Source organism: Pseudomonas sp. NY11955, assembly GCF_048068035.1.
GTDB lineage: Bacteria > Pseudomonadota > Gammaproteobacteria > Pseudomonadales > Pseudomonadaceae > Aquipseudomonas.
Map to the genome: position 1 here is coordinate 235,488 of NZ_JBLUPS010000002.1, position 26,693 is coordinate 262,180.

Annotated in this window: 26 protein-coding genes; 21 read left to right on the top strand and 5 right to left on the bottom strand. The window is 64.1% G+C overall.

The window, feature by feature from the left end; all coding sequences use genetic code 11:
• The first annotated feature begins 5 nt into the window (after nucleotides 1-5).
• The 13 genes from ACNFBR_RS04155 (at nucleotide 6) to ACNFBR_RS04215 (ending at nucleotide 13,874) form a co-directional block, all read left to right on the top strand.
• Entirely contained in the window at nucleotides 6-509 is a 504-nt protein-coding gene (locus ACNFBR_RS04155; RefSeq protein WP_416733785.1) for a chemotaxis protein CheW, read from the top strand.
• Nucleotides 506-1,780, top strand: coding sequence for a CheR family methyltransferase (locus tag ACNFBR_RS04160; RefSeq protein ID WP_416733786.1), 1,275 nt, complete (start codon nucleotides 506-508; stop codon nucleotides 1,778-1,780). Before ACNFBR_RS04155 ends, ACNFBR_RS04160 begins: the two co-directional genes overlap by 4 nt.
• On the top strand, nucleotides 1,777-2,442 hold the full coding sequence (locus ACNFBR_RS04165) for a chemotaxis protein CheW (RefSeq protein ID WP_416733787.1): 666 nt from the start codon (nucleotides 1,777-1,779) through the stop codon (nucleotides 2,440-2,442). Before ACNFBR_RS04160 ends, ACNFBR_RS04165 begins: the two co-directional genes overlap by 4 nt.
• On the top strand, nucleotides 2,439-4,745 hold the full coding sequence (locus ACNFBR_RS04170; RefSeq protein WP_416733788.1) for a hybrid sensor histidine kinase/response regulator: 2,307 nt from the start codon (nucleotides 2,439-2,441) through the stop codon (nucleotides 4,743-4,745). Before ACNFBR_RS04165 ends, ACNFBR_RS04170 begins: the two co-directional genes overlap by 4 nt.
• On the top strand, nucleotides 4,742-5,755 hold the full coding sequence (gene wspF / locus ACNFBR_RS04175) for a Wsp signal transduction system protein-glutamate methylesterase WspF (RefSeq protein ID WP_416733789.1): 1,014 nt from the start codon (nucleotides 4,742-4,744) through the stop codon (nucleotides 5,753-5,755). The genes ACNFBR_RS04170 and wspF overlap by 4 nt, the downstream gene beginning before the upstream one ends.
• 51 nt (nucleotides 5,756-5,806) lie before the next feature.
• Entirely contained in the window at nucleotides 5,807-6,811 is a 1,005-nt protein-coding gene (gene wspR / locus ACNFBR_RS04180; protein WP_416733790.1) for a Wsp signal transduction system regulator diguanylate cyclase WspR, read from the top strand.
• 213 nt (nucleotides 6,812-7,024) lie between these two features.
• Nucleotides 7,025-8,120, top strand: a protein-coding gene (gene prfB, locus ACNFBR_RS04185) for a peptide chain release factor 2 (RefSeq protein WP_110678858.1) whose coding sequence is annotated in 2 segments (ribosomal slippage) — nucleotides 7,025-7,096 and nucleotides 7,098-8,120 — 1,095 coding nt in all. Because the reading frame shifts where the segments join, the coding sequence is not laid out codon by codon here.
• A 93-nt stretch (nucleotides 8,121-8,213) separates the two neighbouring features.
• Complete coding sequence (gene lysS, locus ACNFBR_RS04190; protein WP_012270790.1) at nucleotides 8,214-9,716, top strand: lysine--tRNA ligase; 1,503 nt, start codon at nucleotides 8,214-8,216, stop codon at nucleotides 9,714-9,716.
• A gap of 206 nt (nucleotides 9,717-9,922) precedes the next feature.
• Nucleotides 9,923-10,627 carry a TetR/AcrR family transcriptional regulator gene (locus ACNFBR_RS04195; RefSeq protein WP_416733791.1) on the top strand — a complete coding sequence of 235 codons (705 nt, stop codon included), beginning with the start codon at nucleotides 9,923-9,925 and terminating at the stop codon, nucleotides 10,625-10,627.
• A 29-nt stretch (nucleotides 10,628-10,656) separates the two neighbouring features.
• Entirely contained in the window at nucleotides 10,657-11,205 is a 549-nt protein-coding gene (locus tag ACNFBR_RS04200; protein ID WP_003258915.1) for a hypothetical protein, read from the top strand.
• Nucleotides 11,206-11,378: 173 nt separating this feature from the next.
• Nucleotides 11,379-12,656 carry a flavohemoglobin expression-modulating QEGLA motif protein gene (locus ACNFBR_RS04205; RefSeq protein ID WP_012270793.1) on the top strand — a complete coding sequence of 426 codons (1,278 nt, stop codon included), beginning with the start codon at nucleotides 11,379-11,381 and terminating at the stop codon, nucleotides 12,654-12,656.
• Nucleotides 12,628-13,551, top strand: a complete 924-nt coding sequence (locus tag ACNFBR_RS04210) for an alpha/beta hydrolase (RefSeq protein WP_416733792.1) — start codon at nucleotides 12,628-12,630, stop codon at nucleotides 13,549-13,551. The genes ACNFBR_RS04205 and ACNFBR_RS04210 overlap by 29 nt, the downstream gene beginning before the upstream one ends.
• Entirely contained in the window at nucleotides 13,548-13,874 is a 327-nt protein-coding gene (locus ACNFBR_RS04215; RefSeq protein ID WP_003252219.1) for a hypothetical protein, read from the top strand. The genes ACNFBR_RS04210 and ACNFBR_RS04215 overlap by 4 nt, the downstream gene beginning before the upstream one ends.
• 282 nt (nucleotides 13,875-14,156) lie before the next feature.
• Here ACNFBR_RS04215 and ACNFBR_RS04220 read toward each other — a convergent pair whose 3' ends face one another.
• The 3 genes from ACNFBR_RS04220 to ACNFBR_RS04230 all read right to left on the bottom strand — a co-directional run bounded on the left by ACNFBR_RS04220 (nucleotide 14,157) and on the right by ACNFBR_RS04230 (nucleotide 16,028).
• Nucleotides 14,157-14,945, bottom strand: a complete 789-nt coding sequence (locus ACNFBR_RS04220; RefSeq protein WP_416733793.1) for an OmpA family protein — start codon at nucleotides 14,943-14,945, stop codon at nucleotides 14,157-14,159.
• A 50-nt stretch (nucleotides 14,946-14,995) separates the two neighbouring features.
• Nucleotides 14,996-15,409, bottom strand: coding sequence for a DUF4398 domain-containing protein (locus ACNFBR_RS04225; protein ID WP_416733794.1), 414 nt, complete (start codon nucleotides 15,407-15,409; stop codon nucleotides 14,996-14,998).
• A gap of 274 nt (nucleotides 15,410-15,683) precedes the next feature.
• Nucleotides 15,684-16,028, bottom strand: a complete 345-nt coding sequence (locus tag ACNFBR_RS04230; protein WP_416733795.1) for a pilin assembly protein — start codon at nucleotides 16,026-16,028, stop codon at nucleotides 15,684-15,686.
• 165 nt (nucleotides 16,029-16,193) lie between these two features.
• Here ACNFBR_RS04230 and ppc point away from each other — a divergent pair, with 165 nt between their 5' ends.
• From ppc to ACNFBR_RS04260, 6 genes are all read left to right on the top strand, one after another.
• Nucleotides 16,194-18,821, top strand: a complete 2,628-nt coding sequence (gene ppc, locus ACNFBR_RS04235) for a phosphoenolpyruvate carboxylase (RefSeq protein ID WP_416733796.1) — start codon at nucleotides 16,194-16,196, stop codon at nucleotides 18,819-18,821.
• A gap of 257 nt (nucleotides 18,822-19,078) precedes the next feature.
• Nucleotides 19,079-19,729: an adenylate kinase gene (gene adk / locus ACNFBR_RS04240; RefSeq protein WP_016712963.1), complete on the top strand. Its 651-nt coding sequence runs from the start codon at nucleotides 19,079-19,081 to the stop codon at nucleotides 19,727-19,729.
• A 138-nt stretch (nucleotides 19,730-19,867) separates the two neighbouring features.
• Nucleotides 19,868-20,542, top strand: a complete 675-nt coding sequence (tsaB, locus tag ACNFBR_RS04245) for a tRNA (adenosine(37)-N6)-threonylcarbamoyltransferase complex dimerization subunit type 1 TsaB (protein ID WP_416733797.1) — start codon at nucleotides 19,868-19,870, stop codon at nucleotides 20,540-20,542.
• Nucleotides 20,543-20,673: 131 nt separating this feature from the next.
• Nucleotides 20,674-20,964 (top strand): hypothetical protein, encoded by a 291-nt coding sequence (locus ACNFBR_RS04250; protein WP_416733798.1) that lies wholly within the window; start codon nucleotides 20,674-20,676, stop codon nucleotides 20,962-20,964.
• A gap of 3 nt (nucleotides 20,965-20,967) precedes the next feature.
• The gene (locus ACNFBR_RS04255; RefSeq protein ID WP_416733799.1) at nucleotides 20,968-21,837 is read left to right on the top strand and encodes a DUF72 domain-containing protein; all 870 of its coding nucleotides are present in this window, start codon (nucleotides 20,968-20,970) and stop codon (nucleotides 21,835-21,837) included.
• A 28-nt stretch (nucleotides 21,838-21,865) separates the two neighbouring features.
• The gene (locus ACNFBR_RS04260; RefSeq protein WP_416733800.1) at nucleotides 21,866-22,696 is read left to right on the top strand and encodes an isocitrate lyase/PEP mutase family protein; all 831 of its coding nucleotides are present in this window, start codon (nucleotides 21,866-21,868) and stop codon (nucleotides 22,694-22,696) included.
• A gap of 43 nt (nucleotides 22,697-22,739) precedes the next feature.
• On the opposite strand, the gene ACNFBR_RS04265 is transcribed toward ACNFBR_RS04260, so the two are convergent.
• Nucleotides 22,740-23,360 carry an energy transducer TonB gene (locus tag ACNFBR_RS04265; protein WP_416733801.1) on the bottom strand — a complete coding sequence of 207 codons (621 nt, stop codon included), beginning with the start codon at nucleotides 23,358-23,360 and terminating at the stop codon, nucleotides 22,740-22,742.
• A 103-nt stretch (nucleotides 23,361-23,463) separates the two neighbouring features.
• On the opposite strand from ACNFBR_RS04265, the gene ACNFBR_RS04270 reads away from it, so the two are divergent.
• Nucleotides 23,464-24,240: a class I SAM-dependent methyltransferase gene (locus tag ACNFBR_RS04270; RefSeq protein WP_416733802.1), complete on the top strand. Its 777-nt coding sequence runs from the start codon at nucleotides 23,464-23,466 to the stop codon at nucleotides 24,238-24,240.
• A 68-nt stretch (nucleotides 24,241-24,308) separates the two neighbouring features.
• Here ACNFBR_RS04270 and ACNFBR_RS04275 read toward each other — a convergent pair whose 3' ends face one another.
• Nucleotides 24,309-24,950, bottom strand: a complete 642-nt coding sequence (locus ACNFBR_RS04275; RefSeq protein WP_416733803.1) for a TetR/AcrR family transcriptional regulator C-terminal domain-containing protein — start codon at nucleotides 24,948-24,950, stop codon at nucleotides 24,309-24,311.
• Nucleotides 24,951-25,188: 238 nt separating this feature from the next.
• Between ACNFBR_RS04275 and ACNFBR_RS04280 the strand changes: the two genes are divergently transcribed.
• The gene (locus ACNFBR_RS04280) at nucleotides 25,189-26,574 is read left to right on the top strand and encodes an LLM class flavin-dependent oxidoreductase (protein ID WP_416733804.1); all 1,386 of its coding nucleotides are present in this window, start codon (nucleotides 25,189-25,191) and stop codon (nucleotides 26,572-26,574) included.
• Nucleotides 26,575-26,693: the final 119 nt, after the last annotated feature.

Genomic DNA, 26,693 nt, shown 5'->3' on the forward strand with positions numbered 1-26,693 from the left:
CCGCGATGAACGACTTGCAACCCGCCGCGCAGGCGGATAACGCCAAGGGGGCGTTGTACCTGCAGTTTCGCATCAGGGCGCAGCGTTTTGCCTTGAGTGTGCACGAGGTGATCGAGGTGCTGCCGCGTCAGCCGCTCAAACCGATCGCCCAGGCACCCGCCTGGGTCGCCGGTATCCTCGCCCATCGTGGCCAACTGGTGCCGGTGATCGACCTTGCCGCGTTGAGCTTTGGCCAGCCAGCGGCGCAACGCACCAGCACCCGCCTGGTGCTGGTGCACTACCGTGGCAGCCTGCAACTTGGCCTGATCCTGGAGCAAGCCACCGAAACCCTGCGTTGCCAGCCCGATGAGTTCCAGCCTTATGGGGTGGACACCGGCGAAGCGCCTTACCTGGGCCCGGTGCGCCAGGATGCCCAGGGCCTGCTGCAACGCATCGAAGTCAGTGACCTGCTGCCCGACGCCGTGCACGAATTGCTGTACCCGCAAGACCCGACAGGGATGCCTACATGAACGAACAGCGTTTCTTCCGATTCTTGCGCGAGCGTATTGGCCTGGATGTAGACTCGGTTGGCGCGCCCATGGTCGAACGTGCGCTGCGCCAGCGTTGCGTGGCGGCCGGCGCGATGGACCTGGACGATTACTGGCTGCGCCTGCAGCAGTCGGCGGATGAGCAACAGGCGCTGATCGAAGCGGTGATCGTCCCGGAAACCTGGTTTTTCCGTTACCCCGAATCCTTCACCGCGTTGGCCAGCCTGGCCCATAAACGCCTGGCCCAGTTGGCTGGCGCGCGCCCTCTGCGCTTGCTCAGCCTGCCGTGCTCGACCGGCGAGGAACCCTATTCGCTGGCCATGGCCTTGCTTGACGCCGGCATCGCGCCGGGGGCCTTTCTGATCGATGGCATGGACATCAGCCCCAGTTCGGTAGCCAAGGCCGGGCAGGCCGTGTATGGGCGCAATGCCTTCCGTGGCCGCGAACTGGGTTTTCGTGAGCGCTATTTCGAAGCCCTCGACGAAGGCCACCGCGTGCATGAGCGGGTACGCCAGCAGGTCAGCCTGCAGGTGGGCAACGTGCTAGACCCGGCCTTGACCAGCCGCGATGGCCTGTATGACTTCGTGTTCTGTCGCAATCTGTTGATCTATTTCGACGTGCCGACGCAACAGCGCGTGTTCGAAGTGCTCAAGCGCCTGTTGCATACCCAGGGCGTGCTGTTCATCGGCCCGGCCGAGGGCAGCTTGCTGGCGCGCATGGGCATGCGCCCGCTGGGGATCGCCCAGTCGTTTGCCTATGTGCGCCAGGAGGGCGACAGCGCGCCGCTGGCAGCGGCTCCCGCCCAACCTGTGAAGCGTACCTTGACGACCTTGCCCACGCCGGGTTATCCGCCACCCAGCGCGCCATTGCCGCGCCCGCTGCGTGTGCTGCCGGTGGCGGCCAGGCCGGCGCCTGCACGCGAGCACAAACAGGAGGGCGCCAGCGAGTTGCTGGCCAGCATTGCCCGCCTGGCCAATGCCGGTGCCAGCGAGCAGGCCCGTGGCGAATGCCAGCGCTACCTGGGCCAATACGCACCGTCGGCGCAGGTGTACTACTGGCTGGGACTGCTCAGTGATACCGAAGGCGATGCGCAGCAGGCGTTGACCCACTATCGCAAGGCCTTGTACCTGGAGCCTCAACACCCCGAGGCGCTGGTGCACCTGGCGGCCTTGCTGGCGGCCCAGGGCGACCTGGCCGGTGCCCGGCGCCTGCAGGAACGGGCGGCGCGGGCTGGCCGGGAGTCTGATCGATGAACCATGAATCCACGATGCAGTTGCTGGCCGACGATGACGCGCACATCGACGACTGCTGGAACCGTATTGGCGTGCACGGCGACAAGCAGTGCCCGCTGCTGGAGCGGCATGTCCATTGCCGTAATTGCGAGGTGTATGCCGCTGCGGCCACGCGCTTGCTCGACCGCTATGCGCTGATGCAGGACCACCCGGCTGCAGCGGTGCAGCCGGTAGAGGACAACACCGGCTGCTCCATGCTGCTGTTCCGCCTGGGCGAAGAGTGGCTGGCGCTGGCTACCGCCTGCCTGGCCGAGATCGCCCCGTTGCAGGCGGTGCATTCACTGCCACACCAACGCTCGCGGCTGCTGCAGGGTGTCGCCAATGTGCGCGGTGCGTTGGTACCGTGCCTGTCACTGGCTGACTTGCTGGGTGTGCAGGCCGGTAGCGCCGAGCAACGTAGCACGCGGGCGATGCCACGCATGCTGATTTTGGCCGCCGAAGGAGGGCCGGTGGTGATGGCCGTCGAGGAAATCGACGGTATTCACCGGCTCGACCCACTGCTGCTGGGCAGCGGCCAGGACGCCACCCGCTTCACCGCCGCAGTCCTGCAGTGGCGCGGCCGCAGCGTGCGGGTGCTGGACGATCAACACTTACTGTCTGCCGTGCAGCGGAGCCTGTCATGACCCCAGAGCAAATGCGCGACGCATCGTTGCTCGAACTGTTCAGCCTGGAGGCCGAGGCGCAGACCCAGGTGCTCAGCGCCGGCCTGATGGCATTGGAACGCAACCCCACCCAGGCCGACCAGCTTGAGGCGTGCATGCGCGCCGCTCACTCGCTCAAGGGGGCTGCGCGCATCGTCGGGGTGGATGCTGGCGTGAGCGTCGCCCACGTCATGGAAGATTGCCTGGTGGCGGCTCAGGAAGGCCGCCTGCGGTTGAGCGCCGAGCATATCGACGCGCTGCTGCAGGGTACCGACCTGCTGATGCGCATCGCCACACCAGGCGATGGCGGGGCGCAGGCGACCCTGCCGGTGTTTCTGGCGCAAATGGCCAGCCTGCTCGACCCAGGCGCTACCCTGCCAGCGCAGCCGCTGGCGGCACCCGTACCTGAGCAGCCGCCGATGGCAAGCTTGCCGCCCGCGCCGTTGGTGTTGCCAGCCGAACCGCTGGAGCCTGAACCCGAGCCTGAACCTGAACCCGCCCTACGGCGCAAGGCTGGCAAGCGCGCTGGCGAAGGTGCCGAGCGGGTACTGCGTGTTACCGCCGACCGCCTCAATAGCCTGCTCGACCTGTCCAGCAAGTCGCTGGTGGAAACCCAGCGGCTCAAGCCTTACCTGGCGACCCTGCAGCGCCTCAAACGCATGCATGGCCAAGGCATGCAGGCGCTCGACGGCTTGCGTATGCAACTGGAGGACGTTGGCCAGAGCAGCGAGGTGCTCGAAGCCCTGGCGCAAACCCAGCGCTTGCTGGCGGAAACCCAGCAGATCCTGCAGCAACAGGCGGCAGATCTGGACGAGTTCGGCTGGCAGGCCAGCCAGCGTGCGCAATTGCTGTACGACACGGCGCTTGCCTGCCGCATGCGGCCGTTTGCCGATGTGTTGACCGGGCAAAGCCGCATGGTCCGCGACCTTGGCCGCTCGCTGGGCAAACCGGTGCGGCTGGTGGTGGAAGGGGAGAAGACCCAGGTCGACCGCGATGTGCTGGAAAAACTCGAAGCACCGCTGACCCACCTGTTGCGCAATGCTGTCGACCACGGCATCGAACTGCCCGAGCGACGGCTGCTGGCGGCCAAGCCTGACGAGGGAGTGATCCGCCTGCGGGCTTCGCACCAGGCGGGCATGCTCAGCCTGGAACTGATCGATGATGGTGCCGGTATCGATCTGGAGCGCTTGCGCAGCAGCATCGTCGAGCGCGCCCTGTCGCCGGCCGACACGGTGGCACGGATGAGCGAGGCCGAGCTGCTGACGTTCTTGTTCCTGCCCGGTTTCAGCCTGCGCGACAAGGTCACCGAAGTGTCCGGGCGTGGCGTGGGGCTGGATGCGGTGCAACACATGATCCGCGAGCTGCGTGGCTCGATCGAGCTGACCCAGGTGGCGGGGCAGGGTTGTCGCTTCCATCTGCAGGTACCGCTGACCCTGTCGGTGGTACGCAGCCTGGTGGTCGAAGTGGGCGGTGAGGCTTACGCCTTCCCACTGGCCCACATCGAACGCACGCTGGAAGTGACCGCCGAGCAGATCGTGCAGATCGAAGGGCGCCAGCACTTCTGGCACGAAGGCCGGCATATTGGCTTGGTGGCGGCCAGCCAGTTGCTCAACCGCCCGGCCGGGCAAAGCGACGAGGCCAGCCTGCGCGTGGTGGTGATCCGCGAGCGCGAGCAGCTGTACGGCGTGGCCGTGGAGCGGCTGGTGGGCGAACGCGTGCTGGTGGTGATGCCACTCGACCCAAGGCTGGGCAAGGTGCAGGACATTTCCTCCGGCGCCTTGCTCGATGATGGCTCGGTGGTACTGATCGTCGATGTCGAAGACTTGCTGCGGTCGCTGGAGAAACTGCTCAGCACCGGCAGCCTGGAGCGTGTCGAGCGCGGCAGCAGCGGTGCCCGTGGCGTGGTCCGAAAACGCATCCTGGTGGTCGACGATTCGCTGACCGTGCGTGAGCTGCAGCGCAAGCTGCTGGGCAACCGCGGCTACGATGTGGCAGTGGCGGTGGATGGCATGGACGGTTGGAACGCCCTGCGTGGCGAGGACTTCGACCTGCTGATCACCGACATCGACATGCCGCGCATGGACGGCATCGAACTGGTGACCCTGGTGCGCCGCGACCAGCGCCTGCAGTCGCTGCCGGTGATGGTGGTGTCCTATAAAGACCGTGAGGAAGACCGACGGCGTGGTCTGGATGCTGGCGCCGACTACTATTTGGCAAAGGCCAGCTTCCACGACGATGCGTTGCTGGACGCTGTGGTGGAGCTGATCGGAGGTGCTCAGGGATGAAGATCGCCATCGTCAATGACATGCCCATGGCCGTCGAAGCGCTACGCCGTGCGGTCGCCCTGGAGCCCGCACACCAGGTGGTGTGGGTGGCCAGCAACGGTGCCGAGGCGGTGCAGCGCTGCACCGAGCAACTGCCCGACCTGATCCTCATGGACCTGATCATGCCGGTGATGGACGGTGTCGAGGCAACCCGCCGGATCATGGCCGAGACCCCGTGTGCCATCGTCATCGTCACGGTCGACCGCAAGCAGAACGTGCACCGGGTGTTCGAGGCCATGGGCCATGGCGCCCTTGACGTGGTCGACACCCCGGCGCTGGGCGCTGGCGATGCCCGCGAAGCGGCGGCGCCCCTGTTGCGCAAAATTCTCAATATCGGCTGGCTGGTCGGTCAGCAGCGCGCCCCCGCCACAAGGCCGGTGGCCGCACCGCTGCGTGAGGCCTCGCAGCGTCGTGGGCTGGTGGCGATCGGCTCGTCGGCGGGCGGCCCGGCGGCGCTCGAAGTGCTGCTCAAGGGCTTGCCGGCAGCGTTTCCGGCGGCCATCGTGCTGGTCCAGCATGTGGATCAGGTGTTTGCCGCAGGCATGGCCGAATGGCTTAGCAGCGCGGCGGGCCTGCCGGTGCGCCTGGCCCGTGAAGGCGAACCGCCGCAGCCGGGGCAGGTGTTGTTGGCCGGTACCAACCACCACATTCGCCTGCTACAGAATGGCCAACTGGCCTACACTGCCGAGCCTGTCAACGAAATCTATCGGCCCTCGATCGATGTGTTCTTCGAGAGCGTGGCCCGTTACTGGAATGGTGATGCCGTGGGCGTGCTGCTCACCGGCATGGGGCGCGACGGTGCCCAAGGCCTGAAGCTGATGCGGCAACAGGGCTTTCTGACCATTGCCCAGGACCAGGGCAGCAGCGCGGTGTACGGCATGCCCAAAGCTGCCGCGGCCATCGATGCCGCAGTGGAAATTCGCCCGCTGGAACGCATAGCCGGGCGCTTGACGGAATTTTTCGCAAAATGACGAACTGTATTGAATCACGCCGCCAGGCCGGTAGTGATCGGGTGAACAGGTATGAATGACTTACCGATCGAAGGTTTCGCGACCACCAACGAGAACTCGGCGATGGTGTTGTTGGTCGACGATCAGGCAATGATCGGCGAAGCGGTGCGGCGTGGTCTGGCCAATGAAGACAACATCGACTTCCACTTCTGTGCCGACCCGCACCAGGCGGTGGCCCAGGCCATGCGCATCAAGCCCACGGTAATTCTCCAGGACCTGATCATGCCTGGCCTGGACGGCTTGACCCTGGTGCGCGAATACCGCAACAACCCGGCGACCCAGGACATCCCGATCATCGTCCTGTCGACCAAGGAAGACCCGTTGGTGAAAAGTGCGGCGTTTGCCGCCGGGGCCAACGATTACCTGGTCAAGCTGCCCGACACCATCGAGCTGGTGGCGCGTATCCGCTATCACTCGCGCTCCTACCTGACCTTGCTGCAGCGCGACGAAGCCTACCGTGCGTTGCGGGTCAGCCAGCAGCAACTGCTGGATTCCAACCTGATGCTGCAGCGGCTGATGAACTCCGATGGCCTGACTGGGCTGTCCAATCGCCGCCACTTCGACGAGTACCTGGAGCTGGAATGGCGCCGGGCAATGCGTGAGCAGCAGCAGCTGTCGTTGCTGATGATCGACGTGGACTACTTCAAGGCCTACAACGACAGCTTTGGCCACCTGGCCGGCGACGAGGCTTTGCGTCAGGTGGCCGAAGCCATTCGTGGCTCGTGCTCGCGGCCGACCGACCTGCCGGCGCGCTATGGCGGCGAAGAGTTCGCCCTGGTATTGCCCAACACCTCACCAGGCGGGGCGCGCTTGGTGGCCGAAAAGCTGCGCCAGACCGTGCTGGGCCTGGGTGTCCCGCATACCGCACCGGTGGCCGACTCGTACTTGACCGTAAGCATCGGCCTGGCCACCCAGACCCCGACCATCGGCAGCCACTGCCGGCAGTTGATCTCGGCGGCTGACAAAGGCCTGTACCAAGCCAAGAACGGCGGGCGCAACCAGGTGGGTATCGCCTGACCAAGCCTGCACCGTACTTGTAGGAGCAGCCTTGTGCTGCGAAGAGGCCGGGAGGGGTAAAAGATACCTTTCGCCCGTACTGGCCCTTTCGCAGCCCAAGGCTGCTCCTACGGGCCGATTACAGCCAGATGGTCGCCCGACGGGTCTGCCGCCACGCTGCGGACTCGGTTATACTCGCAGGCTTTTCACCGAATTCGTGCGAGTAGCCAGCCCATGGAAATCCAACCGATCCTGAACACCATCAAGGACCTCACCGAGCGTTCCCAGTCAATTCGGGGGTATCTTTGACTACGATCACAAGCATGACCGCCTGATCGAAGTCAACCGCGAGCTGGAAGACCCCAACGTCTGGAACAAGCCCGAGTACGCCCAGGCGCTGGGCCGCGAGCGTGCCATGCTGGCGCAGGTGGTCGAGACCCTGGACAAGCTGTCCAACGGTCTGGGTGATTGCCAGGACCTGCTCGACATGGCCGTCGAGGAAAATGACGAAGGCGCCGTCGGCGACGTCGTGACCGAGCTGGAAGGCCTGGAAGAAAACCTGGCCCAGCTTGAGTTCCGTCGCATGTTCAGCGGCGAGATGGACATGAACAACGCCTACCTGGACATCCAGGCCGGCTCCGGCGGTACCGAGGCGCAGGACTGGGCCAACATCCTGCTGCGCATGTACCTGCGCTGGGCCGACAAGCGCGGCTTCGACGCCACCATCATCGAGCTTTCCGAAGGTGAAGTGGCCGGCATCAAGGGTGCCACCGTGCACATCAAGGGCGAGTACGCCTTCGGCTGGCTGCGTACCGAAATCGGCGTGCACCGCCTGGTGCGCAAGAGCCCGTTCGACTCCGGTGCCCGTCGCCACACGTCGTTCTCGGCAGTGTTCGTGTCGCCCGAGATCGACGACAAGGTCGAGATCGAGATCAACCCGTCCGACCTGCGCATCGACACCTACCGCTCCTCCGGTGCCGGTGGCCAGCACGTGAACACCACTGACTCGGCAGTGCGTATCACCCACGTGCCGACCAACACCGTGGTGGCTTGCCAGAACGAACGTTCCCAGCACGCCAACAAGGACACCGCCATGAAAATGCTGCGGGCCAAGTTGTACGAGCTGGAAATGCAGAAACGCAACGCCGCCTCGCAGGCGCTGGAAGACAGCAAGTCGGACATCGGCTGGGGCCACCAGATTCGCTCCTACGTGCTGGATGACTCGCGCATCAAAGACCTGCGCACAGGCGTAGAGCGCAGCGACTGCCAGAAAGTGCTGGACGGCGACCTCGACCAGTATCTGGAAGCAAGCCTCAAGCAAGGGCTGTAAGCCGCACTCCACTGCCGCGATACCTGGCTACCCGCCGGTATCGCGAGCCCTGCCCGAATAGGGCAACGAATACCTGATGGAAACAATGACGACATGAGCGACCTCAAGACCGAATCGCAAGACCTGCAACAGGAAGAAAACGCCCTGATCGCCCTGCGCAAGGAAAAACTTGCCGCCGAGCGCGCCAAGGGCAACGCCTTCCCCAACGACTTCCGTCGCGACAGCTACTGCAACGACCTGCAGAAACAGTACGCGGACAAGACCAAGGAAGAGCTGGAAGCAGCCGCGATCCCGGTCAAGGTTGCCGGCCGTATCATGCTCAACCGTGGCTCGTTCATGGTTATCCAGGACATGACCGGCCGCATTCAGGTCTACGTCAACCGCAAGACCCTGCCGGAAGAAACCCTGGCTGCGGTCAAGACCTGGGACCTGGGCGACATCATCAGCGCCGAAGGCACCCTGGCCCGTTCCGGCAAGGGTGACCTGTACGTCGAAATGACCAACGTGCGCCTGCTGACCAAGTCGCTGCGCCCGCTGCCCGACAAGCACCACGGTCTGACCGACACCGAGCAGCGCTACCGCCAGCGTTACGTCGACCTGATGGTCAACGAAGAAACCCGCCACACCTTCCGTGTGCGTTCGCAGGTGATCTCGCACATCCGCAAGTTCCTCATCGAGCGTGACTTCCTCGAAGTCGAAACGCCGATGCTGCAGACCATTCCGGGCGGTGCCGCCGCCAAGCCGTTCGAAACCCACCACAACGCCCTGGACATGGCCATGTTCCTGCGTATCGCGCCGGAGCTGTACCTCAAGCGCCTGGTGGTCGGTGGCTTCGAAAAGGTCTTCGAGATCAACCGCAACTTCCGTAACGAAGGCGTTTCGACCCGTCACAACCCTGAATTCACCATGCTTGAGTTCTACCAGGCTTATGCCGACTATCGCGACAACATGGACCTCACCGAGGAACTGTTCCGCGAGCTGGCGCAACTGGTACTGGGCTCCACCGACGTGCCGTACGGCGACAAGGTATTCCACTTTGGCGAGCCGTTCGTGCGCCTGTCGGTGTTCGACTCGATCCTCAAGTACAACCCCGAGCTGACCGCTGCCGACCTGCAGGACGTCGACCGCGCCCGCGACATCGCCAAGAAGGCCGGTGCCAAGGTGCTGGGCCACGAAGGCCTGGGCAAGCTGCAGGTGATGATTTTCGAAGAGCTGGTCGAGCACAAGCTGGAGCAGCCGCACTTCATTACCGAGTACCCGTTCGAAGTGTCGCCGCTGGCCCGTCGCAACGACGACAACCCGGCTGTAACCGACCGCTTCGAGCTGTTCATCGGTGGCCGCGAAATCGCCAACGCCTACTCCGAGCTCAACGATGCCGAGGACCAGGCCGAGCGCTTCCTGGCCCAGGTGGCCGAGAAGGACGCCGGTGACGACGAAGCCATGCACTACGACGCCGACTTCGTGCGTGCGCTGGAGTACGGCATGCCGCCGACCGCCGGTGAGGGCATCGGCATCGACCGCCTGGTGATGCTGCTGACCAACTCGCCGTCGATCCGCGACGTGATCCTGTTCCCGCACATGCGTCCGCAGGCCTGAGTGATTTGAACGAGCCGCCTTTCGAGGCGGCTTTTTCTTGCCTGAATCTTTATGTTGTTTGTACTGGCCTCTTCGCGGGCATGCCCGCTCCCACAGGTCTTGCGCAGGACCTGATGGTTGCGGGGGGCCTGTGGGAGCGGGCGTGCCCGCGAAGAGGCCGGCACTGATGAAACACTGCCCATGAGGTATTCCCTGTGACACCCGCCATGCCTGACCAAGGCGCCGCCGGCATCGCCACCGCCGTCGCCGAAAGCGTGCAATACCAAGGCCGCAAGACTGCCCGCCAAGGCAGCGAGCAGCGTCGCCAGCTGATTCTCGACGCCGCCATGCGCATTGTCGTGCGTGATGGCGTGCGCGGCGTGCGCCACCGTGCGGTGGCCGCCGAGGCCGGTGTGCCCTTGTCGGCCACCACCTACTACTTCAAGGACATCGAGGACCTGCTCACCGATACCTTCGCCCAATACGTCGAGCGCAGCGCTGCCTACATGGCCAAGTTGTGGGCCAACACCGAGGTGGTGTTGCGCCAGTTGCTGGCCCAGGGCGATGGCAGCCAGCAGTCTCGGGCGCGGTTGGCTGACGAAGTGGCGCGCATGACCGCCGACTACGTCCAGCGGCAACTGCTGAACCGCCGCGACTTCCTGATGGCCGAGCAGGCCTTTCGCCAGGAGGCGTTGCTGTGCCCGCGTCTGGCCGAGCTGGTGTGTGCCCATGAGCAGATTTTGCTGCACGGCACCCGGCAATTGCTGCAGGTGGTGGGTTCGCGGCAACCGGAACAGGACGCCCAGATGTTGACGGCGATTATCGAGCAGATGGAATATCAGGGCCTGCTCAAGGATGCGAACGCGCAAGCCGATGGGCAGATGCTCGCTATGCTTACCCGATACCTGCAGCTGGTGCTGGCATCGGCCTGAGCCGAGACCGACTTTTCAAGGAGAACCTGATGAAAGCCTGGCGTGTGGTGTTGTTGACTCTGTCATTCCTGCTGCTGGGCGGTTGTCTGGTGACCTTCCATGAGCCTTTGCCCAGCAATCAGGCGGCGCCCAAGGCCTTGCTTGGCAAGTGGAGCAGCAAGGACGCCTGGGGCGAGCCGCTGAAACTGGTGATCAGCCGCAGCGGTGGCGATGCCTACAAGGCGGTGGCCACTGCCAAGGGCAAGGCCCCGGAGGAATACGTGTTCACCGTGTCGCGCCACGGCAACCGCTGGTACCTGTCGGCCGGCGTGCCCAAGCGCCTGGGTGGCAATTTCCTGATCGGTGGTTTCGATATCGTCGATGGCAAGGAGCTGGTGGTCTACAACCTGGATGTCGAGCAGGTGCAGCAGGCGGTGGACAAGAAGGAACTGACCGGGCGTAGCACCGAGGTGCCGGAAGACAACGGCGACGGCGTGCTGATCGACAGCCCGTCGGCCCGGGTGCTGGCCTACCTGGACGACCCGGCCAACTCCGACCTGTTCGTCGAGGTGGCGCGGTTCCAGCGCTCAGGCAAGTAGTTGCCTGTTACCGGCCTGTTCATGGTTTGAAATTGCAATGCGATCCCGGTAGGAGCAGCCTTGTGCTGCGAAAGGGCCGGTAAGACAGAAGATATTTGCTGCCGATACTGGCCTCTTCGCAGCACAAGGCTGCTCCTACAGGGATCGAGGCCGACGCAGATAAGGAGTCCCCGGTGGACGAATACCAGCAAACCATTCGTGCATTGTCCGACCGCATCGTCGCGGCCCAGACCCCGATCCGGGTCTTGGACGCGGTGAAATGGGACGACAATATTCGCCAGGGCTTTCTCAAGGCCAAGGGCAAGGAGCCGCCGGCGGTTGACCGCGCCTACTACCAGTCGCGCCCGCTGTCGTTCGACTCCAGCGCGGTCAAGGCCGAGTTCCAGGGCATCGAGCGCGACATCATTCGCCAGCTAGGCCAGTTCAACCCGGTCGGGCAGATCATGAAGCGCATGTGCCGCGAGTACCGCATGGTGGTGCGCATGCTCGAAGCGCGCGGCACCGAGGACTTCGGGTTGATCTCCCAGGAGCTGTACGGCGCAGCCTCGGATGCTTTCCACGCCGGTGACCCGACCCTGGCCGACCTCGGCATGATGTTCTCCGACTACCTGAACAACATCGACGGCCGAGGTGACCTCAAGGACGAACCAAAGAACCTGACGGCCAAAGAGGCCGTGGACATTCTCCAGCGCCGTCTGAACAAGGTGTTCGGCGAGGCCGAGGAAACCATTCGCGTATTCGAGTCTGATGGCATCGTCGCCGATGCTGCGGCCGGTGCCGACTACATCAAGGTGCGCGCCGACGCCATGTTCAACGTCCGCGACGTGCGCGCCCTGGAGGTGCACGAAGGGCTGGTGCACGTGGGCACCACACTGAATGGCCAGAACCAGCCTATCTGTACCTTCCTGGCCAAGGGCCCGCCCTCGTCGACGGTGACCCAGGAAGGCCTGGCCATCCTCATGGAAGTGATTGCCTTTGCCTCCTACCCCAGCCGCTTGCGCAAGCTCACCAATCGCACCCGCGCGATCCACATGGTCGAGGAGGGCGCCGATTTCCTCCAGGTGTTCAATTTCTTCCGCGAGCAGGGCTTCGAGATGGCGCAGAGCTACAGCAACGCCAGCCGAGTGTTCCGCGGCTCGGTACCCAATGGCCTGCCATTCACCAAGGACTTGTCCTACCTCAAGGGCTTCATCATGGTTTACAACTACATTCAGTTGGCCGTGAAGAAGGGCAAGCTGGAACAGATCCCATTGCTGTTCTGTGGCAAGACCACCTTGGAAGACATGCGCACCCTGCGTCAGCTGGTCGAGGAGGGGTTGGTCGAGCCGCCCAAGTACCTGCCCGAACAGTTCCGCGACCTTAACGCGCTGTCGGCCTGGATGTGCTTCTCCAACTTCCTCAACCACCTGAGCCTGGACCGTATTGAAGCCGACTACGCGAACATTCTCTGAGTGCTGCCGCCTGCTGGCCCTGGGCTTGGTGCTGTTGGGCCTTGGCGGCTGCAGTAGCCTGCTGTTCTACCCCGAGCGTGGCCAGGCCTTCACGCCAGAGCGAGCCAAGTTGGAATACCGCGATGTCACCCTGACCACGGCTGATGGCATCCGCCTGCACGGTTGGTGGCTACCGGCCAAGGCCGGCGCCGAGGTCAAGGGCACGGTGCTGCACCTGCATGGCAACGGCGGCAACCTGCCTGGGCATTTGGGGGGTAGCTACTGGCTGCCGGAGCAGGGCTACCAGGTGTTGATGATCGATTACCGAGGTTACGGCTTGTCCCAGGGCCAGCCGAGCCTGCCGGACGTGTACGAGGACATTGCCGCCGCCATGGCCTGGCTGGACCAGGCGCCCGAGGTCAAGGGCAAGCCGCTGGTGCTGCTGGGGCAGAGCCTGGGTGGCGCCATGGCCATTCACTATCTGGCGGCCCACCCTGAGCAGCGCCAGCGCTTCAGCGCACTGGTGTTCGATGGTGTGCCGGCCAGCTACCGCGCGGTGGGGCGCTATGCCCTCAGCACCTCATGGATGACCTGGCCGCTGCAGGTGCCGCTGTCGTGGCTGGTGCCGGACGGCGACAGCGCGATCCGCTCGATCGAGCGGTTGAGTAGCCCGCCGAAGCTGTTTTTCCACAGCATCGACGACAACCTGGTGCCGATGGACAACGGCATTCGCCTGTACCAGCACGCGCCACCACCACGGGTGCTGCAACTGACCCGAGGCGGCCACGTGCAGACCTTCGCCGACCCGACCTGGCGCCAGGTGATGCTGCGTTTCCTCGATGACCCTAGCCATTTCAACGGCCTGCGGCGGCTTGCCGAAGTGCCCAATTTCCCTGACGAGAAGAACAAGCAATGAGTGAAGAACGCAACGCCATCCCGCTGATCCTGACAGGCGTCGGCAGCATCATCGTGACGGTGGGGGCTTTGTGGTACTACGGTTACCTGCATTTCGCCAAACCCGAGGATGCCCTGTTGCTGCAGGACTTCACCATGCTCAAGACCATTCCTGGCGAGGACTACAAGGTCTCGCTGGACCCGGCGCCGCAGGTGGCCCAGTGTGTCGATGGTGTGCTGGTGCTGTTCGACACCCAGCAAAAAGGCCTGACCGGCGTGCTGGTGGACAACCGCAAGCGCGCGGTGCGCTGCATGGGCGAGGAAACCCCGCAGCAGGTGCAGTGAATGTTCGACGTAGCATTTTCAGCGCCGGCGAGATCGAGCGCCGCCCGCGCGGCGCATCGCGAGCTGCGCTCGCTCCTACGTTTGTTTTTGGCCAGTAACGCCTGTGACAGGAGCGCGCGACCGCCTTGTTTGTACGACGCAATATCAAGTCATGCGCCAAGGCGTTCGCGCGCAAATCCCCCAGGAATAATTGGCCCGAAACAAATGTAGGAGCGAGCTTCGCTCGCGATGCGCCGCGCGGGCGGCGCTCGATCTCGCAGGCCCCATAACGCTATCGGCGGACTAGTTCACCTGGCTCACCGTACGCGGTGCCACCGGCTGGTTGTCGTTGGAGATGGTCACCTCCACCCGGCGGTTCTGCGCACGCCCTGAGTTGCTGCCGTTGTCCGCTACCGGGAACTCCTTGCCGTAACCCTGGGCGACGATGCGCGCAGGGTCCACGCCAGCACGCACCAGCGCCATGCGCACGGCGCCAGCGCGACGCTCGGACAGGCTCTGGTTGTAGTTGGCCGAGCCGACGCTGTCGGTGTAGCCCTCGACGATCACCTTGCGCTCCGGGTTTTCCTGGAGGAACTGCGCCAGCTTGGTGATGTTCGGGTAGGCGTTGCTCTTGAGTTCGGCCTTGTTGAAGTCGAACAGCACGTCGCCGAAGGTCACCAGCGTACCGCGGTCGGTCTGCTTGGCGTTGAGGCTGTCCTGCAGCTTGGCGATCTGCGCGTCGCGGGCATCCAGCTTGGCCTGGGCGCGTTGGGCCGAGGCGTTCTTCAGCTCGCCTTCAGCGGTACGCAGGGCAATGGTCTGCTTGGCCACTTCAACGCGTTGGTTGGTCAGGTAGGCGAGTTGGTCGACCTGCTTCTGGTCTTCACGGTCCATGTAGGCCTTGTCGGCCTTGTTCAGCCAGTCCTGAGCGTCCTTGGTCTCCAGTGCCGCGACCTTGCTCGATTGCGGGTCGCTCTGCAGCGAGGAGAAGTTGCTGCGGGCCGCTTCCAGGTTGGCATTCGGGTCGTGCGAGCAGGCAGCAAGACCGACGCTCAGGGCCAGCAGGGCGGGAATCATGACGTGTTTGCGCATAGTGTTCATCCTTTGATCGTGTGCGAAGGCTAAGGTTGGCGGGGCAGGGCTCATTGAGCGCTGCGCAGGCCTTCCTCACGTACGTCCTGAACGCCCTGGCGGGCATCCTGCACGGCCTTCTGGGCCTTGGCCGCCTGGGCCTTGCGTTCGGCGAGGCGTGCGTCCCACTCGGCCTGCTGGGCCAGGCGCTTGGCCTCGTCGTATTTCTTGTCGTGCATGGCGATTTCGGCTTGCTTGAACTTGTCCTGGGCCGCTTTCATTTCCACGGCGGCAAACTCGGTACCGCCAGCGCTGACGGCGGAGTTCACGGCGGACTGGGTAACGGCATACTGCTCGGTGGGCGGGTTGCCCGCACAGCCGGCCAGGACCAGGCTACTGCCGAGGGCCAGCGCGGCCAGCTTGAACCCGCGCACATGAGAGGATGACAGTTTGCTGGTGCGGGTCTTCATGGTGGTCAGCTCCATTGGATCACTCCTGATAACGACGATGTCCGTAGCAGTCCATCGCTCAATCCCTGACAAAACCGCGCGCTTCAGCTGAACGGTGCACGAGGGTTGTGTGCAGGGTTTTAGCGTGATGGCTATTGGCTCCGACTCGAGCGTTTTTCGAATGGTTCAGAAAAAAATGCGCTGGGCGTGGATTTATTTCTGACTGTTTGGTCAGCGAGGATTTACTGGAACTTTCTCGGCCGAAGGCGGTATTCCGGGCCTTTCAGGGGCCCGGAACGTAGGAGGCGGGTTATTTTTCGCTGTCGACAGCGGTGTTGCTCAAGCTGTGCAGGTGCTGGCGCGACAGGGAAAGAAAGCGTGGTGTAGGGCCGACGTCTTCGTACAGCGGGTCGCCTTCTTCGTCGGTGGCGATGACCTGGCGGCCTTGCACATAAGGGAAACTGGCCTCCAATTCTTCGAGGGCAGCGGCCACCAGTTCACCGAGCAATTCCTCGGCGGTGCGCTTGGGGTACATATCGATCAGTGCGGCCAGCCGCGCCTCGGACTCCAGGTCAAGGTGCAGGACATGGCCTGTGCGGCTTAGAGTGCCAGCGGCATTTTGTTCCCAGTGCTGGGCGAGCTCACGGATTTTCATGATGACCTCTGGTTACGCCTGATAAGGCTGCATGGCATGGGAGTGCTGTGCTTTCACTTTAGTTTGCTTTGGCTGATCACGGCTTGCCATGGCTGCTCGGCTGGGGGCACTCTTCGGCAGAGTTGTGTACAGGAGTGCGCCAGAGCCGCGCCAAAGAGAGGGCCAATGACCGATATCGATGTGCGTTTGCGTGAAGATGTCCATGTGTTGGGAGAGCTGCTTGGCGAAACCATTCGCCAGCAGCATGGCGATGCGTTCCTGCAGAAGATCGAGGACATTCGCCACAGTGCCAAGGCCGACCGGCGCGGCCCCGGCGAGCAACTGAGCTCGACCTTGGCGGACCTGGCCGAAGAAGACCTGCTGCCCGTGGCCAGAGCCTTCAACCAGTTCCTCAACCTGGCCAACATGGCCGAACAGTACCAGTTGATCCGCCGCCGCGACGCCGATCAGCCCGAACCGTTCGAAGCGCGGGTACTGCCCGAGTTGCTGGCGCGCCTCAAGCAGGCCGGCCACAGCAACGATGCCCTGGCCCGGCAATTGGCCAAGCTCGACATCCAGCTGGTGCTCACTGCTCACCCTACTGAAGTCGCTCGCCGTACGCTGATCCAGAAATACGACGCCATCGCCGGCCAACTGGCCGCGCAGGACCACCGCGACCTGACGCCTGCCGAACGCCAACAGGTCCGCGAACGGCTGCGTCGGTTGATCGCCGAAGCCTGGCACACCGAAGAAATCCGCCGCACCCGACCCACGCCGGTAGACGAAGCCAAGTGGGGCTTCGCGGTGATCGAGCATTCGCTGTGGCACGCCATCCCCAGCCACCTGCGCAAGGTCGACAAGGCCCTGCTGGAGGCCACTGGCCTGCGCTTGCCGCTGGAGGCCGCGCCGATCCGCTTTGCCTCGTGGATGGGGGGGGACCGTGATGGCAACCCCAACGTGACCGCTGCCGTCACCCGCGAAGTGCTGCTTCTGGCGCGCTGGATGGCCGCCGACCTGTTCCTGCGCGACATCGATGCACTGGCCGCGGAGCTGTCCATGCAGCAGGCCAACGATACCTTGCGTGAACGTGTCGGCGACAGCGCCGAACCCTACCGCGCCGTGCTCAAGCAACTGCGCGACCGTTTGCGTGCGACGCGGGCCTGGGCGCATTCGGCCTTGGGCAGCAACCAGCCGGCCGGTGCCGACGTCCTGATGGACAACCGCGACCTGATTGCGCCGTTGGAGCTGTGCTACCAGTCGCTGCACGCATGCGGCATGGGCGTGATCGCCGAAGGCCCGCTGCTCGACTGCCTGCGCCGCGCCGTCACCTTCGGCCTGTTCCTGGGCCGCCTGGACGTGCGCCAGGACGCTGCTCGCCACCGCGATGCACTGACCGAAATCACCGACTATCTGGGCCTGGGGCGTTACGCCGATTGGGACGAAGAGCAGCGCATCGAGTTCCTCCAGGCCGAGCTGAAAAACCGTCGGCCGCTGCTACCCGCGCATTTCAAGCCGCAAGCGGACACTGCCGAAGTGCTGGCCACTTGCAGGGAAGTCGCCGCTGCGCCGGCGGCTTCGCTGGGCTCGTACGTCATCTCCATGGCCGGCGCCGCCTCGGATGTGCTGGCCGTGCAACTGCTGCTCAAGGAAGCCGGCCTGACCCGCCCCATGCGCGTGGTACCGCTGTTCGAAACCCTCGCCGACCTCGACAACGCCGGCCCGGTGATGCAGCGCCTGCTCGGCCTGCCGGGCTACCGCGCTGCCCTGCGCGGCCCGCAGGAAGTGATGATCGGCTACTCGGACTCAGCCAAGGATGCCGGCACCACGGCCGCCGCCTGGGCGCAGTACCGGGCCCAGGAAAACCTGGTGCGTATCTGTGCCGAGCACCAGGTCGAGCTGCTGCTGTTCCACGGCCGCGGCGGCACGGTTGGGCGGGGCGGTGGCCCGGCTCATGCGGCGATCCTGTCGCAGCCTCCGGGTTCGGTGGCGGGGCGTTTCCGTACTACCGAACAGGGCGAGATGATCCGCTTCAAGTTCGGCTTGCCGGGCATTGCCGAACAAAACCTCAACCTGTACCTGGCTGCCGTGCTCGAAGCCACGCTGTTGCCACCACCGCCCCCGCAGCCGGCTTGGCGCGAGGTGATGGACCAACTGGCCGCCGATGGCGTGCAGGCCTACCGCGGCGTGGTGCGGGAGAACCCCGACTTCGTCGAATACTTCCGCCAGTCGACGCCAGAGCAGGAACTGGGGCGCCTGCCGCTGGGCAGCCGCCCGGCCAAGCGACGTGCCGGGGGTATCGAAAGCCTGCGGGCCATACCGTGGATCTTCGGCTGGACCCAGACCCGCCTGATGCTGCCAGCCTGGCTGGGTTGGGAAACCGCGCTGAGCAATGCCTTGGCCCGTGGCCAGGGTGAGTTGCTGGCGCAGATGCGCGAGCAATGGCCGTTCTTCCGCACCCGCATCGACATGTTGGAAATGGTGCTGGCCAAGGCCGATACGCAAATTGCCGAGGCCTACGACGAACGTCTAGTGCAACCGCACTTGCTTCCTTTAGGTACGCACCTGCGCGACCTATTGTCGCAGTCGTGCCAGGTGGTGCTGGGCCTGACCGGGCAGCCGGTGCTACTGGCGCACAGCCCCGAGACGCTGGAATTCATCAGCCTGCGCAACACCTACCTGGACCCGTTGCACCGCCTGCAGGCCGAGTTGCTGGCCCGCTCGCGCAGCCGCGAAGCCGCTCTGGACAGCCCGTTGGAGCAGGCCTTGCTAGTGACCGTGGCGGGTATCGCCGCCGGGTTGCGCAACACCGGCTGAGGGCATGCCCGGGCCATGCCTGGCGAGTGCCGGGCATACCCGGCTCAAGGTCGGGGAGGGTGGTTGCGCCGGGCGCAACCGCCTGCCCGGTCAGCCGCAAGTGGCGCATTCCTGCAACTTTGGGACGCTTGTCTGGCTGCCGAGCGCTGTGTATCTTGAGCAGCCTTCTGACCGATTTGTGGTCATACCCGATTTTCCGGACTTGGCCCTGGTCGCCGAATCCATTGAATTTCATAAAAAAATTTGAGGAGCACGAGATGCGCGTAATTCTGCTGGGAGCTCCCGGGGCCGGTAAAGGTACTCAGGCAAAGTTCATCACCGAAAAGTTCGGTATCCCTCAGATCTCCACCGGTGACATGCTGCGTGCCGCCGTCAAGGCCGGCACCCCGCTGGGCCTGGAGCTGAAGAAAGTCATGGATGCTGGCCAGCTGGTTTCCGACGAGTTGATCATCAGCCTGGTCAAGGAGCGCATCGCCCAGCCTGATTGCGCCAATGGCTGCCTGTTCGACGGTTTCCCACGCACCATCCCGCAAGCCGAAGCCATGGTCGCTGCTGGTGTCGACATCGACGCCGTGGTCGAAATCGCCGTGGACGACGAAGAAATCGTTGGCCGCATGGCTGGCCGCCGCGTGCACCTGGCCTCGGGCCGCACCTACCACATTCAGTACAACCCGCCGAAAGTGGAAGGCAAGGACGACGAGACGGGTGAAGACCTGATCCAGCGCGACGACGACAAGGAAGAAACCGTTCGCCATCGCCTGTCGGTCTACCACAGCCAGACCAAGCCGCTGGTGGACTTCTACCAGAAGCTGTCGGCCGCCAATGCTGGGAAGCCGAAGTACAGCCACATCGAAGGTGTCGGCTCGGTCGAAGCCATCACCGCCAAGGTACTGGCAGCCCTGAGCTGATCCAGCGCCTTGCGTATCTCGACAACGGCCCGCTTGCGGGCCGTTGTCGTTTGGGGCCGCACAGCGCCCCTTCGGGACACAACGCCGCTGCTGCTCTATACTGCCGCTCTTTTTCATTCGCACCTGGATACCCGTTCGATGACCACCCTGCTGGCCCTGGATACCGCCACCGAAGCCTGTTCCGTCGCGCTGTTGCATGACGGCAAGGTAACCAGCCATTACGAGGTGATTCCGCGCATGCATGCCCAGAAGCTGCTGCCGATGATCAAGCAGCTGCTGGCCGATTCTGGCGTGGCACTGAATGCGCTGGATGCCATCGCCTTTGGCCGTGGCCCGGGCGCGTTCACCGGTGTGCGCATTGCCATTGGCGTGGTCCAGGGCCTGGCCTTCGCGCTCGAACGGCCGGTGCTGCCGGTGTCCAACCTGGCCGCGCTGGCTCAGGGGGCATTGCGTGAGCATGGCGTGCAGCAGGTGGCCGCTGCCATCGATGCGCGCATGGATGAAGTGTACTGGGGCTGCTACCAGGCCACGGCGGGTGAAATGCGCCTGGTGGGCCGCGAGGCGGTGCTGCCGCCCGAACAGGTTGCGTTGCCAGCCGACAGCCATGGCGAGTGGTTCGGTGCCGGTACCGGCTGGGGCTATGCCGAGCGCCTGGCAGTGCAGGTGGCGGCCAGCAATGCCAACGCCTTGCCCAATGCCCTGGACGTGCTCAGCCTGGCCAGCTTCGCCTGGGCACGTGGCGAGGCAATCGTCGCCGAGCAGGCGCAACCGGTCTATCTGCGCGATAATGTGGCTACGCCCAAGAAACAGTGAGTGCTGTTCGTCGGTTATCGCCGATCACGCTAAAACCATTTGTGCGATCTGTGGTCCAGTTATCACTCAAGCATTAGCGACGGAACTCTGATGCTGCTAAATTGCCATCATTGGTCCTGAGTGCTCATGCCATGCGTATCGACGGTTTCTCATCGCAGTCCTATCCGGTCAAGCGCCCTGCGCGCAAGGCAGCGGTGCGCGACGAGGCCATCGACGACGCCGAGGTGATCGAAGAGGCCGAAGCCGCCCCGCAGGAAGCCAGCGCCCGCCGCCGCAGCGGTGGCCTGCCAGCCCGTCAGCAGGACATGGTGTTCCCCCGCGCCCGTGACCGGCGCACCGCCACTGCACTGGCCAGCTACCTGAGCACCGCCGGTTTTACCGACTGGGACATGGAAGTACTGGGGCTCGACCTGTACATTTAGTGGATGAATCCATCACCACTGCCTTACTTTCTCGGTTGCCCGTCGTGGAGCGAAAACGCCTGGCGCGACTACCTGTACCCCGCTGACGCCAACAGTAATCAAATGCTTGGTTTCTACAGCCAAGTGTTCAATGCCGTCGAAGGCAACACCACGTTCTACGCACGCCCCGCCGCCGGCACCATTGCCCGCTGGGCGCAGGTGATGCCCGCGCACTTTCGCTTTACCGCCAAGTTTCCAAGGGACGTCAGCCACGAGGGCGACCTGCGTGATCAGCTTGAGCCAGCTTTTGACTTCACCCGGCTGATGGCCCCGCTGGGCCAGCGCGTATCGCCATACTGGCTGCAGCTTCCGGCTCAATTCGGCCCTGCACGCTTGGGCGAGCTTTGCCACTTCCTCGATGAAATCGCCGTGCCAGTGGCGGTGGAGGTGCGCAACCAGGCCTTTTTCGCCAAGGGCGATGAAGAGCGCCTGCTCAACCGCTTGTTGCACGAACGCGGTATCGAGCGTATCTGCCTCGACCCGCGTGCGCTGTTCAGTTGCACCTCCCGCGACCCTGCCGTGCTGCATGCGCAGTCGAAAAAGCCCAAGGTGCCGCCACGCCCTGCAGCCTTCAGCCAGCACCCGCAGGTGCGTTTTATCGGCCATCCGGAACTGGATGCCAACGAGACGTTTCTCACACCTTGGGTGGACAAGGTGGCTGGGTGGATCGAAGAAGGACGCAGCCCCTACATCTTCCTGCACACCTCGGACAACCGCTTGGCAGCGGCGTTGGCTCAACGCTTTCACCAGCGGCTGATGGCACGCTTGCCGGGCCTTGCACCCTTGCCGGAATTGCCGCGCGCGCCCGAGGTCGAACAACTGGGGCTACTCTGACTTTTCCCTGACTGCCGGAGGTTGAACCATGGATGTGCAAACCCTGCGAGCCGAAGCCTTCAAGGCGCTACACGAGCGCGACGGTGCGTTCGTCATCCCCAACCCGTGGGATGCCGGGTCCGCCAAGTTGCTGGCGAGCCTGGGCTTCGAAGCGCTGGCGACCACCAGCGCCGGCCTGGCCTTCAGCCTGGGCCGCCCGGATGCCGAAGGGGCCTTGAGCCTGGACGATACCCTGGACAATGCCGGCGAGATCGTCGATGCCACCGCATTGCCGGTAGCTGCCGACCTGGAGAACGGCTTTGGCGACTTGCCTGAAGCCTGTGCTCAGACCATCCTGCGTGCTGCCGAAACTGGCCTGGTAGGCGGCTCCATCGAAGATGCCAGTGGCCGCAGCGATGCGCCCATCTACGACTTAGGCCTGGCCGTGGAGCGCGTGCGCGCCGCTGTGCAGGCTGCGCGTAGCCTGCCATTCCCGTTCACCTTGTGCGCACGGGCAGAAAACCTGCTGCATGGTCGCATGGACCTGGACGACACCATCCTGCGCCTGCAGGCCTATGCCGAGGCCGGTGCCGACGTTCTTTATGCCCCAGGGCTGCGCACCGTGGAGGAAGTCCGCGCGGTGGTGCAGGCAGTCGCGCCGCGGCCGGTGAATGTACTGATGGGCATGGCGGGCGTGCCGTTGAGCGTGAACCAGCTACAGGACCTGGGCGTGCGCCGCATCAGCGTGGGCTCGTCTCTGGCCCGTGCCGCACTCGGGGCCTTGCACCGGGCCGCACTGGAAATCCGCGATGAGGGCACGTTCGGCTACGGCGAGCAGGCACTGCCCTTCGCCCAGCTCAACGACCTGTTCCGCCGCTGACAAGGGGAGTGCTGGCGCTGCTGGCTGGCGGGTGTGCCCTTGCTCAGGCGTGAGCGCGAACGTTGTTCAGCACCACCGGGCGCGCCCAGTGCATGTCGAACGCCAGGTCGTTCTGCTGTTTGGCCAGGGTAGCGTCGTCGAACGGTTCGGGCGCCGGGTCCAGAAGGTGGGTTTCGAACTCGGCGATAGGCAGGAACAGAGACCTTGGAGCAGGGCCTGGGCCTGGCTCGGCAATGGGTTGGCCCTGGCTCATCACCACCGGGCGTAGCCAACTGTTGTCAATGTCGAGCTGGCGCTGCTGCTCGATCAGTTCGATGGCGCTGAACGGCTCTGGGGCGGGCGGTAGCAGCTTGGCTTCGAGCTCTGCCTTGGGCAGGAACAGTGGCTCGGGCGGTGCTACCACGGTGTCTTGCACCGGGCAGGCACGCTGGGCGTCGATCATGGCCAGTGCACGGGCGCCGCCGATGGGTTCACCGCTGTCGTGGTCGTACTGCACGAACGACTGGCTGACGCTGTCTACCGGCTCTTCCTGTTGCTCGGCCATGGCCCGGGCGAAAAAATCCTGCCACAGGTGGCTGACGCCCCCGAGTGCCTGGGTGTTGTGCTGACTGTAGTTGCCGACAGGCGACAAATAGGTCAAGCCGATGGGAAGAGTATCTGACATGGCAGTCGCGCGCGTTGTGCTCTGGCAGAATAGCGGGATATTGCCTGTATCGGCTGTGACGGCCGATACATTAATGGCGGGGTTCAATTTTCAGGTGTACGTGATGGAAGAGCAGGGCACAGGTATCCGAGTCGAGGCGTTGTCGGCTGAATTCGAGGCGCAAGCCGCTGCGTGGGCCGAGCGCCTCGCGCTGCCGCTGCACGACGAGGCTGCTGATTTCGCCGTGCAGGTCGGCGCTGATGGTTTGCAGATCCAGCAGTTGGGGCCGCAGGCACCTGGCCCGGTGCGAGTGGACTTCGTCGAAGGCCAGGCCGCGCACCGGCGCCAGTTTGGCGGTGGCAATGGGCAGATGATCGCCAAGGCTGTCGGCATCGCCCAGGGCGTGCGGCCACAAGTGCTGGATGCCACGGCGGGGCTGGGCAAGGATGCGTTCGTGCTGGCCAGCCTTGGCTGCCAGATGACCCTGATCGAACGCCAGCCGCTGATTGCCGCGCTGCTGGAGGATGGCCTGGCGCGGGCGCGCGCGGATGAAGAAGTAGGGCCGATTGTCGGGCGCATGCGGCTGCTGACTGGCAACGCCATCGAGCGCATGCGCAGTTGGGAAGGGGAGGCGCCGCAGGTGATCTACCTTGACCCGATGTTCCCGCATCGGGACAAGAGCGCCTTGGTGAAAAAGGAAATGCGTGTGTTCCGGCCATTGGTGGGCGATGACCTGGATGCCCCGGCGCTGCTCGAGGCGGCCTTGGCGCTGGCCAGCCACCGGGTGGTGGTGAAGCGCCCGCGCAAGGCACCGATCATCGACGGGCCGAAGCCAAGCCATAGCCTGGAAGGCAAGTCGAGCCGGTATGACATTTACCCGAAGAAAGCGCTGAAAACCTGATTCACCCTATAGGGTCGGTCAATCCGGCCATGGTGGGAGCGGGCGTGCCCACTCCCACGCCCACAGCTTCAGGGTTGGAACGCCCGCAGGAACACCCCCACCACCTCGCGCACATGCGCCTCGGCCTCGTCGCCCTCCAGCGGCCCCGCACACCCAAGCAGCAACCGGTAATCCGGCGCACCCTTGACCAGGCAGAAAAAGTGCTCCGCCGCATGCAGCGGGTTGTCGATGCGCAGCAGCCCGCGCTCGTGTGCCCCGCGCAGCAGCGCTTCCATCCCCGCCAGCACGCGCTTGGGCCCGGCCTCGTAGAAGTACTCGCCAAAACTTGGGTCCAGGCTGCCCTGGGCCATGATCAGGCGGCTGAGCTTGACCGCCTCGTCACTGCTGATCAGTGCCTGGAAGCCACGGGCAATGGTCAGCAGCACCTCTTCCACCGCGACGCCCTCGGGGTACTCGAACAGCAGGTCAGGCAACTGGATCTGGCAGGTGGCCATGACCGCCGAGCAAAACAAGGTTTGCTTGTCGGTGAAGTGGCTGTAAACGGTGAGCTTTGAAACACCTGCCGCCGCAGCGACCGCATCCATGCTGGTGTTGGCGTAGCCAAGGCTGAGGAACAGCGTCTTGGCCGCTTCGAGAATCGCCTCGCGCTTGGCCAGGTCCTTGGGCCGGCCCGGGCCGATGGGTGCGTCGTTGGACATTGTGGTCTGCATCTGGTTGAAGAACGCCCATCTTAACGGGTCAGGCGCGATCCGGCTAAAACCAGGTCACAATGGCTGCTGTCTGCCAGCGGACAGTTGATCGACAGTGATGTCGTCAGTCAGGCACCAGTGCTGTTTTAAATATGCATAAGTTACTGATTTATAAAGTTTATTTTGTTGGCATGAATCGTGTTCACAAAGCTGCAAGGGCATCTGAAAAGGGTGCCGAGCCTATCGAGCAGGAGTCCCCATGCCACGTGAAATTCGTTTGAACGCCTTCGAAATGAACTGTGTCGGCCACCAGTCGCCCGGCTTATGGCGCCACCCCAAGGACCGCGCCTGGCAGTACAAGGACCTGGAGTACTGGACCGACCTGGCCAAGCTGCTGGAGCGCGGCAAGTTCGACGGCATCTTCATCGCTGACGTGATCGGCATCTACGATGTACTCGGCGGTAATGGCGATGCCGCCATCCGTCAGGCGGCCCAGGTGCCGGTGAACGACCCGCTGGCACTGATCACGCCCATGGCACTGGTTACCGAGCACCTGGGTTTCGGCCTGACCGCCTCGCTGACGTTCGAGCACCCGTACCCGTTCGCTCGGCGGCTGTCGACCCTGGACCACCTGACCAAGGGCCGCATCGGCTGGAACATCGTCACCTCCTACCTCGACAGCGGCGCACGCAACCTGGGGCAGAAAGCGCTGAGCGACCATGATGCCCGCTACGACTTCGCCGACGAATACCTGGAGGTGCTGTACAAGCTGCTCGAAGGCAGCTGGGAGGACGATGCGGTGGTGCGTGACCGTGCAACCGGCCTGTTCACCGACCCGCGCAAAGTCCACGAGATCCGCCATCAGGGCAAGCACTTCCAGGTTCCGGGTATCCACCTCTGCGAACCTTCGCCGCAGCGCACGCCCGTGTTGTATCAGGCAGGGGCGTCCAGCCGCGGCAAAAATTTTGCCGCCGGCCACGCCGAATGCGTGTTCGTCGCTGCGCCGTCCAAGGTCATCCTGAAAAAGACCGTGGCCGATATTCGTCGCCGCGCTGCCGAGGCGGGGCGCGACCCGCGCAAGGTGCTGATCTTCAACATGCAGACGGTGATCGTCGACGAGACCGACGCCAAGGCCCAGGCCAAATGGCAGGAGTTGAAAAGTTACGCCAGCTACGAAGGCGCCCTGGCGCTGATCTCTGGCTGGACCGGCATCGACTTCAGCGAGTACCAGCCCGACCAGGTGCTGGAGCATATCCACACCAACGCCATCCAGTCGGCTGTGGAAGCGTTTTCCACCGCCGACCCGAACAAGCAGTGGACGGTGCAGGAGTTGGCCGACTGGGTCGGCATCGGCGGCTTTGGCCCACTGATCGTCGGCAGCGCGCAAACCGTGGCGGACGAACTGCAGGCCTGGGTTGAAGAAACCGATGTCGATGGCTTCAACCTGACCTATGCCCTGGCCCACGAAACCTTCCGTGACGTGGTCGAGCTGCTGGTGCCGGAGCTGCAGCAACGCGGCGCCTACAAGACTGAATATCGCCCTGGCACCCTGCGCGAGAAACTGTTCGGCGACGGCCCACGGCTGCCGGCCAGCCACCCGGCGGCTGGCTACCGCGACCTTGGCCGTCAAGCCGAACCTGTCTGAAATAGCCGGGGCCGCTTTGCGGCCCATCGCAGGCAAGCCAGCTCCTACAGGTATTGCGCAGATCTTCAGACACGTGCGGTCACTGTAGGAGCTGGCTTGCCTGCGATGGGCTGCGCAGC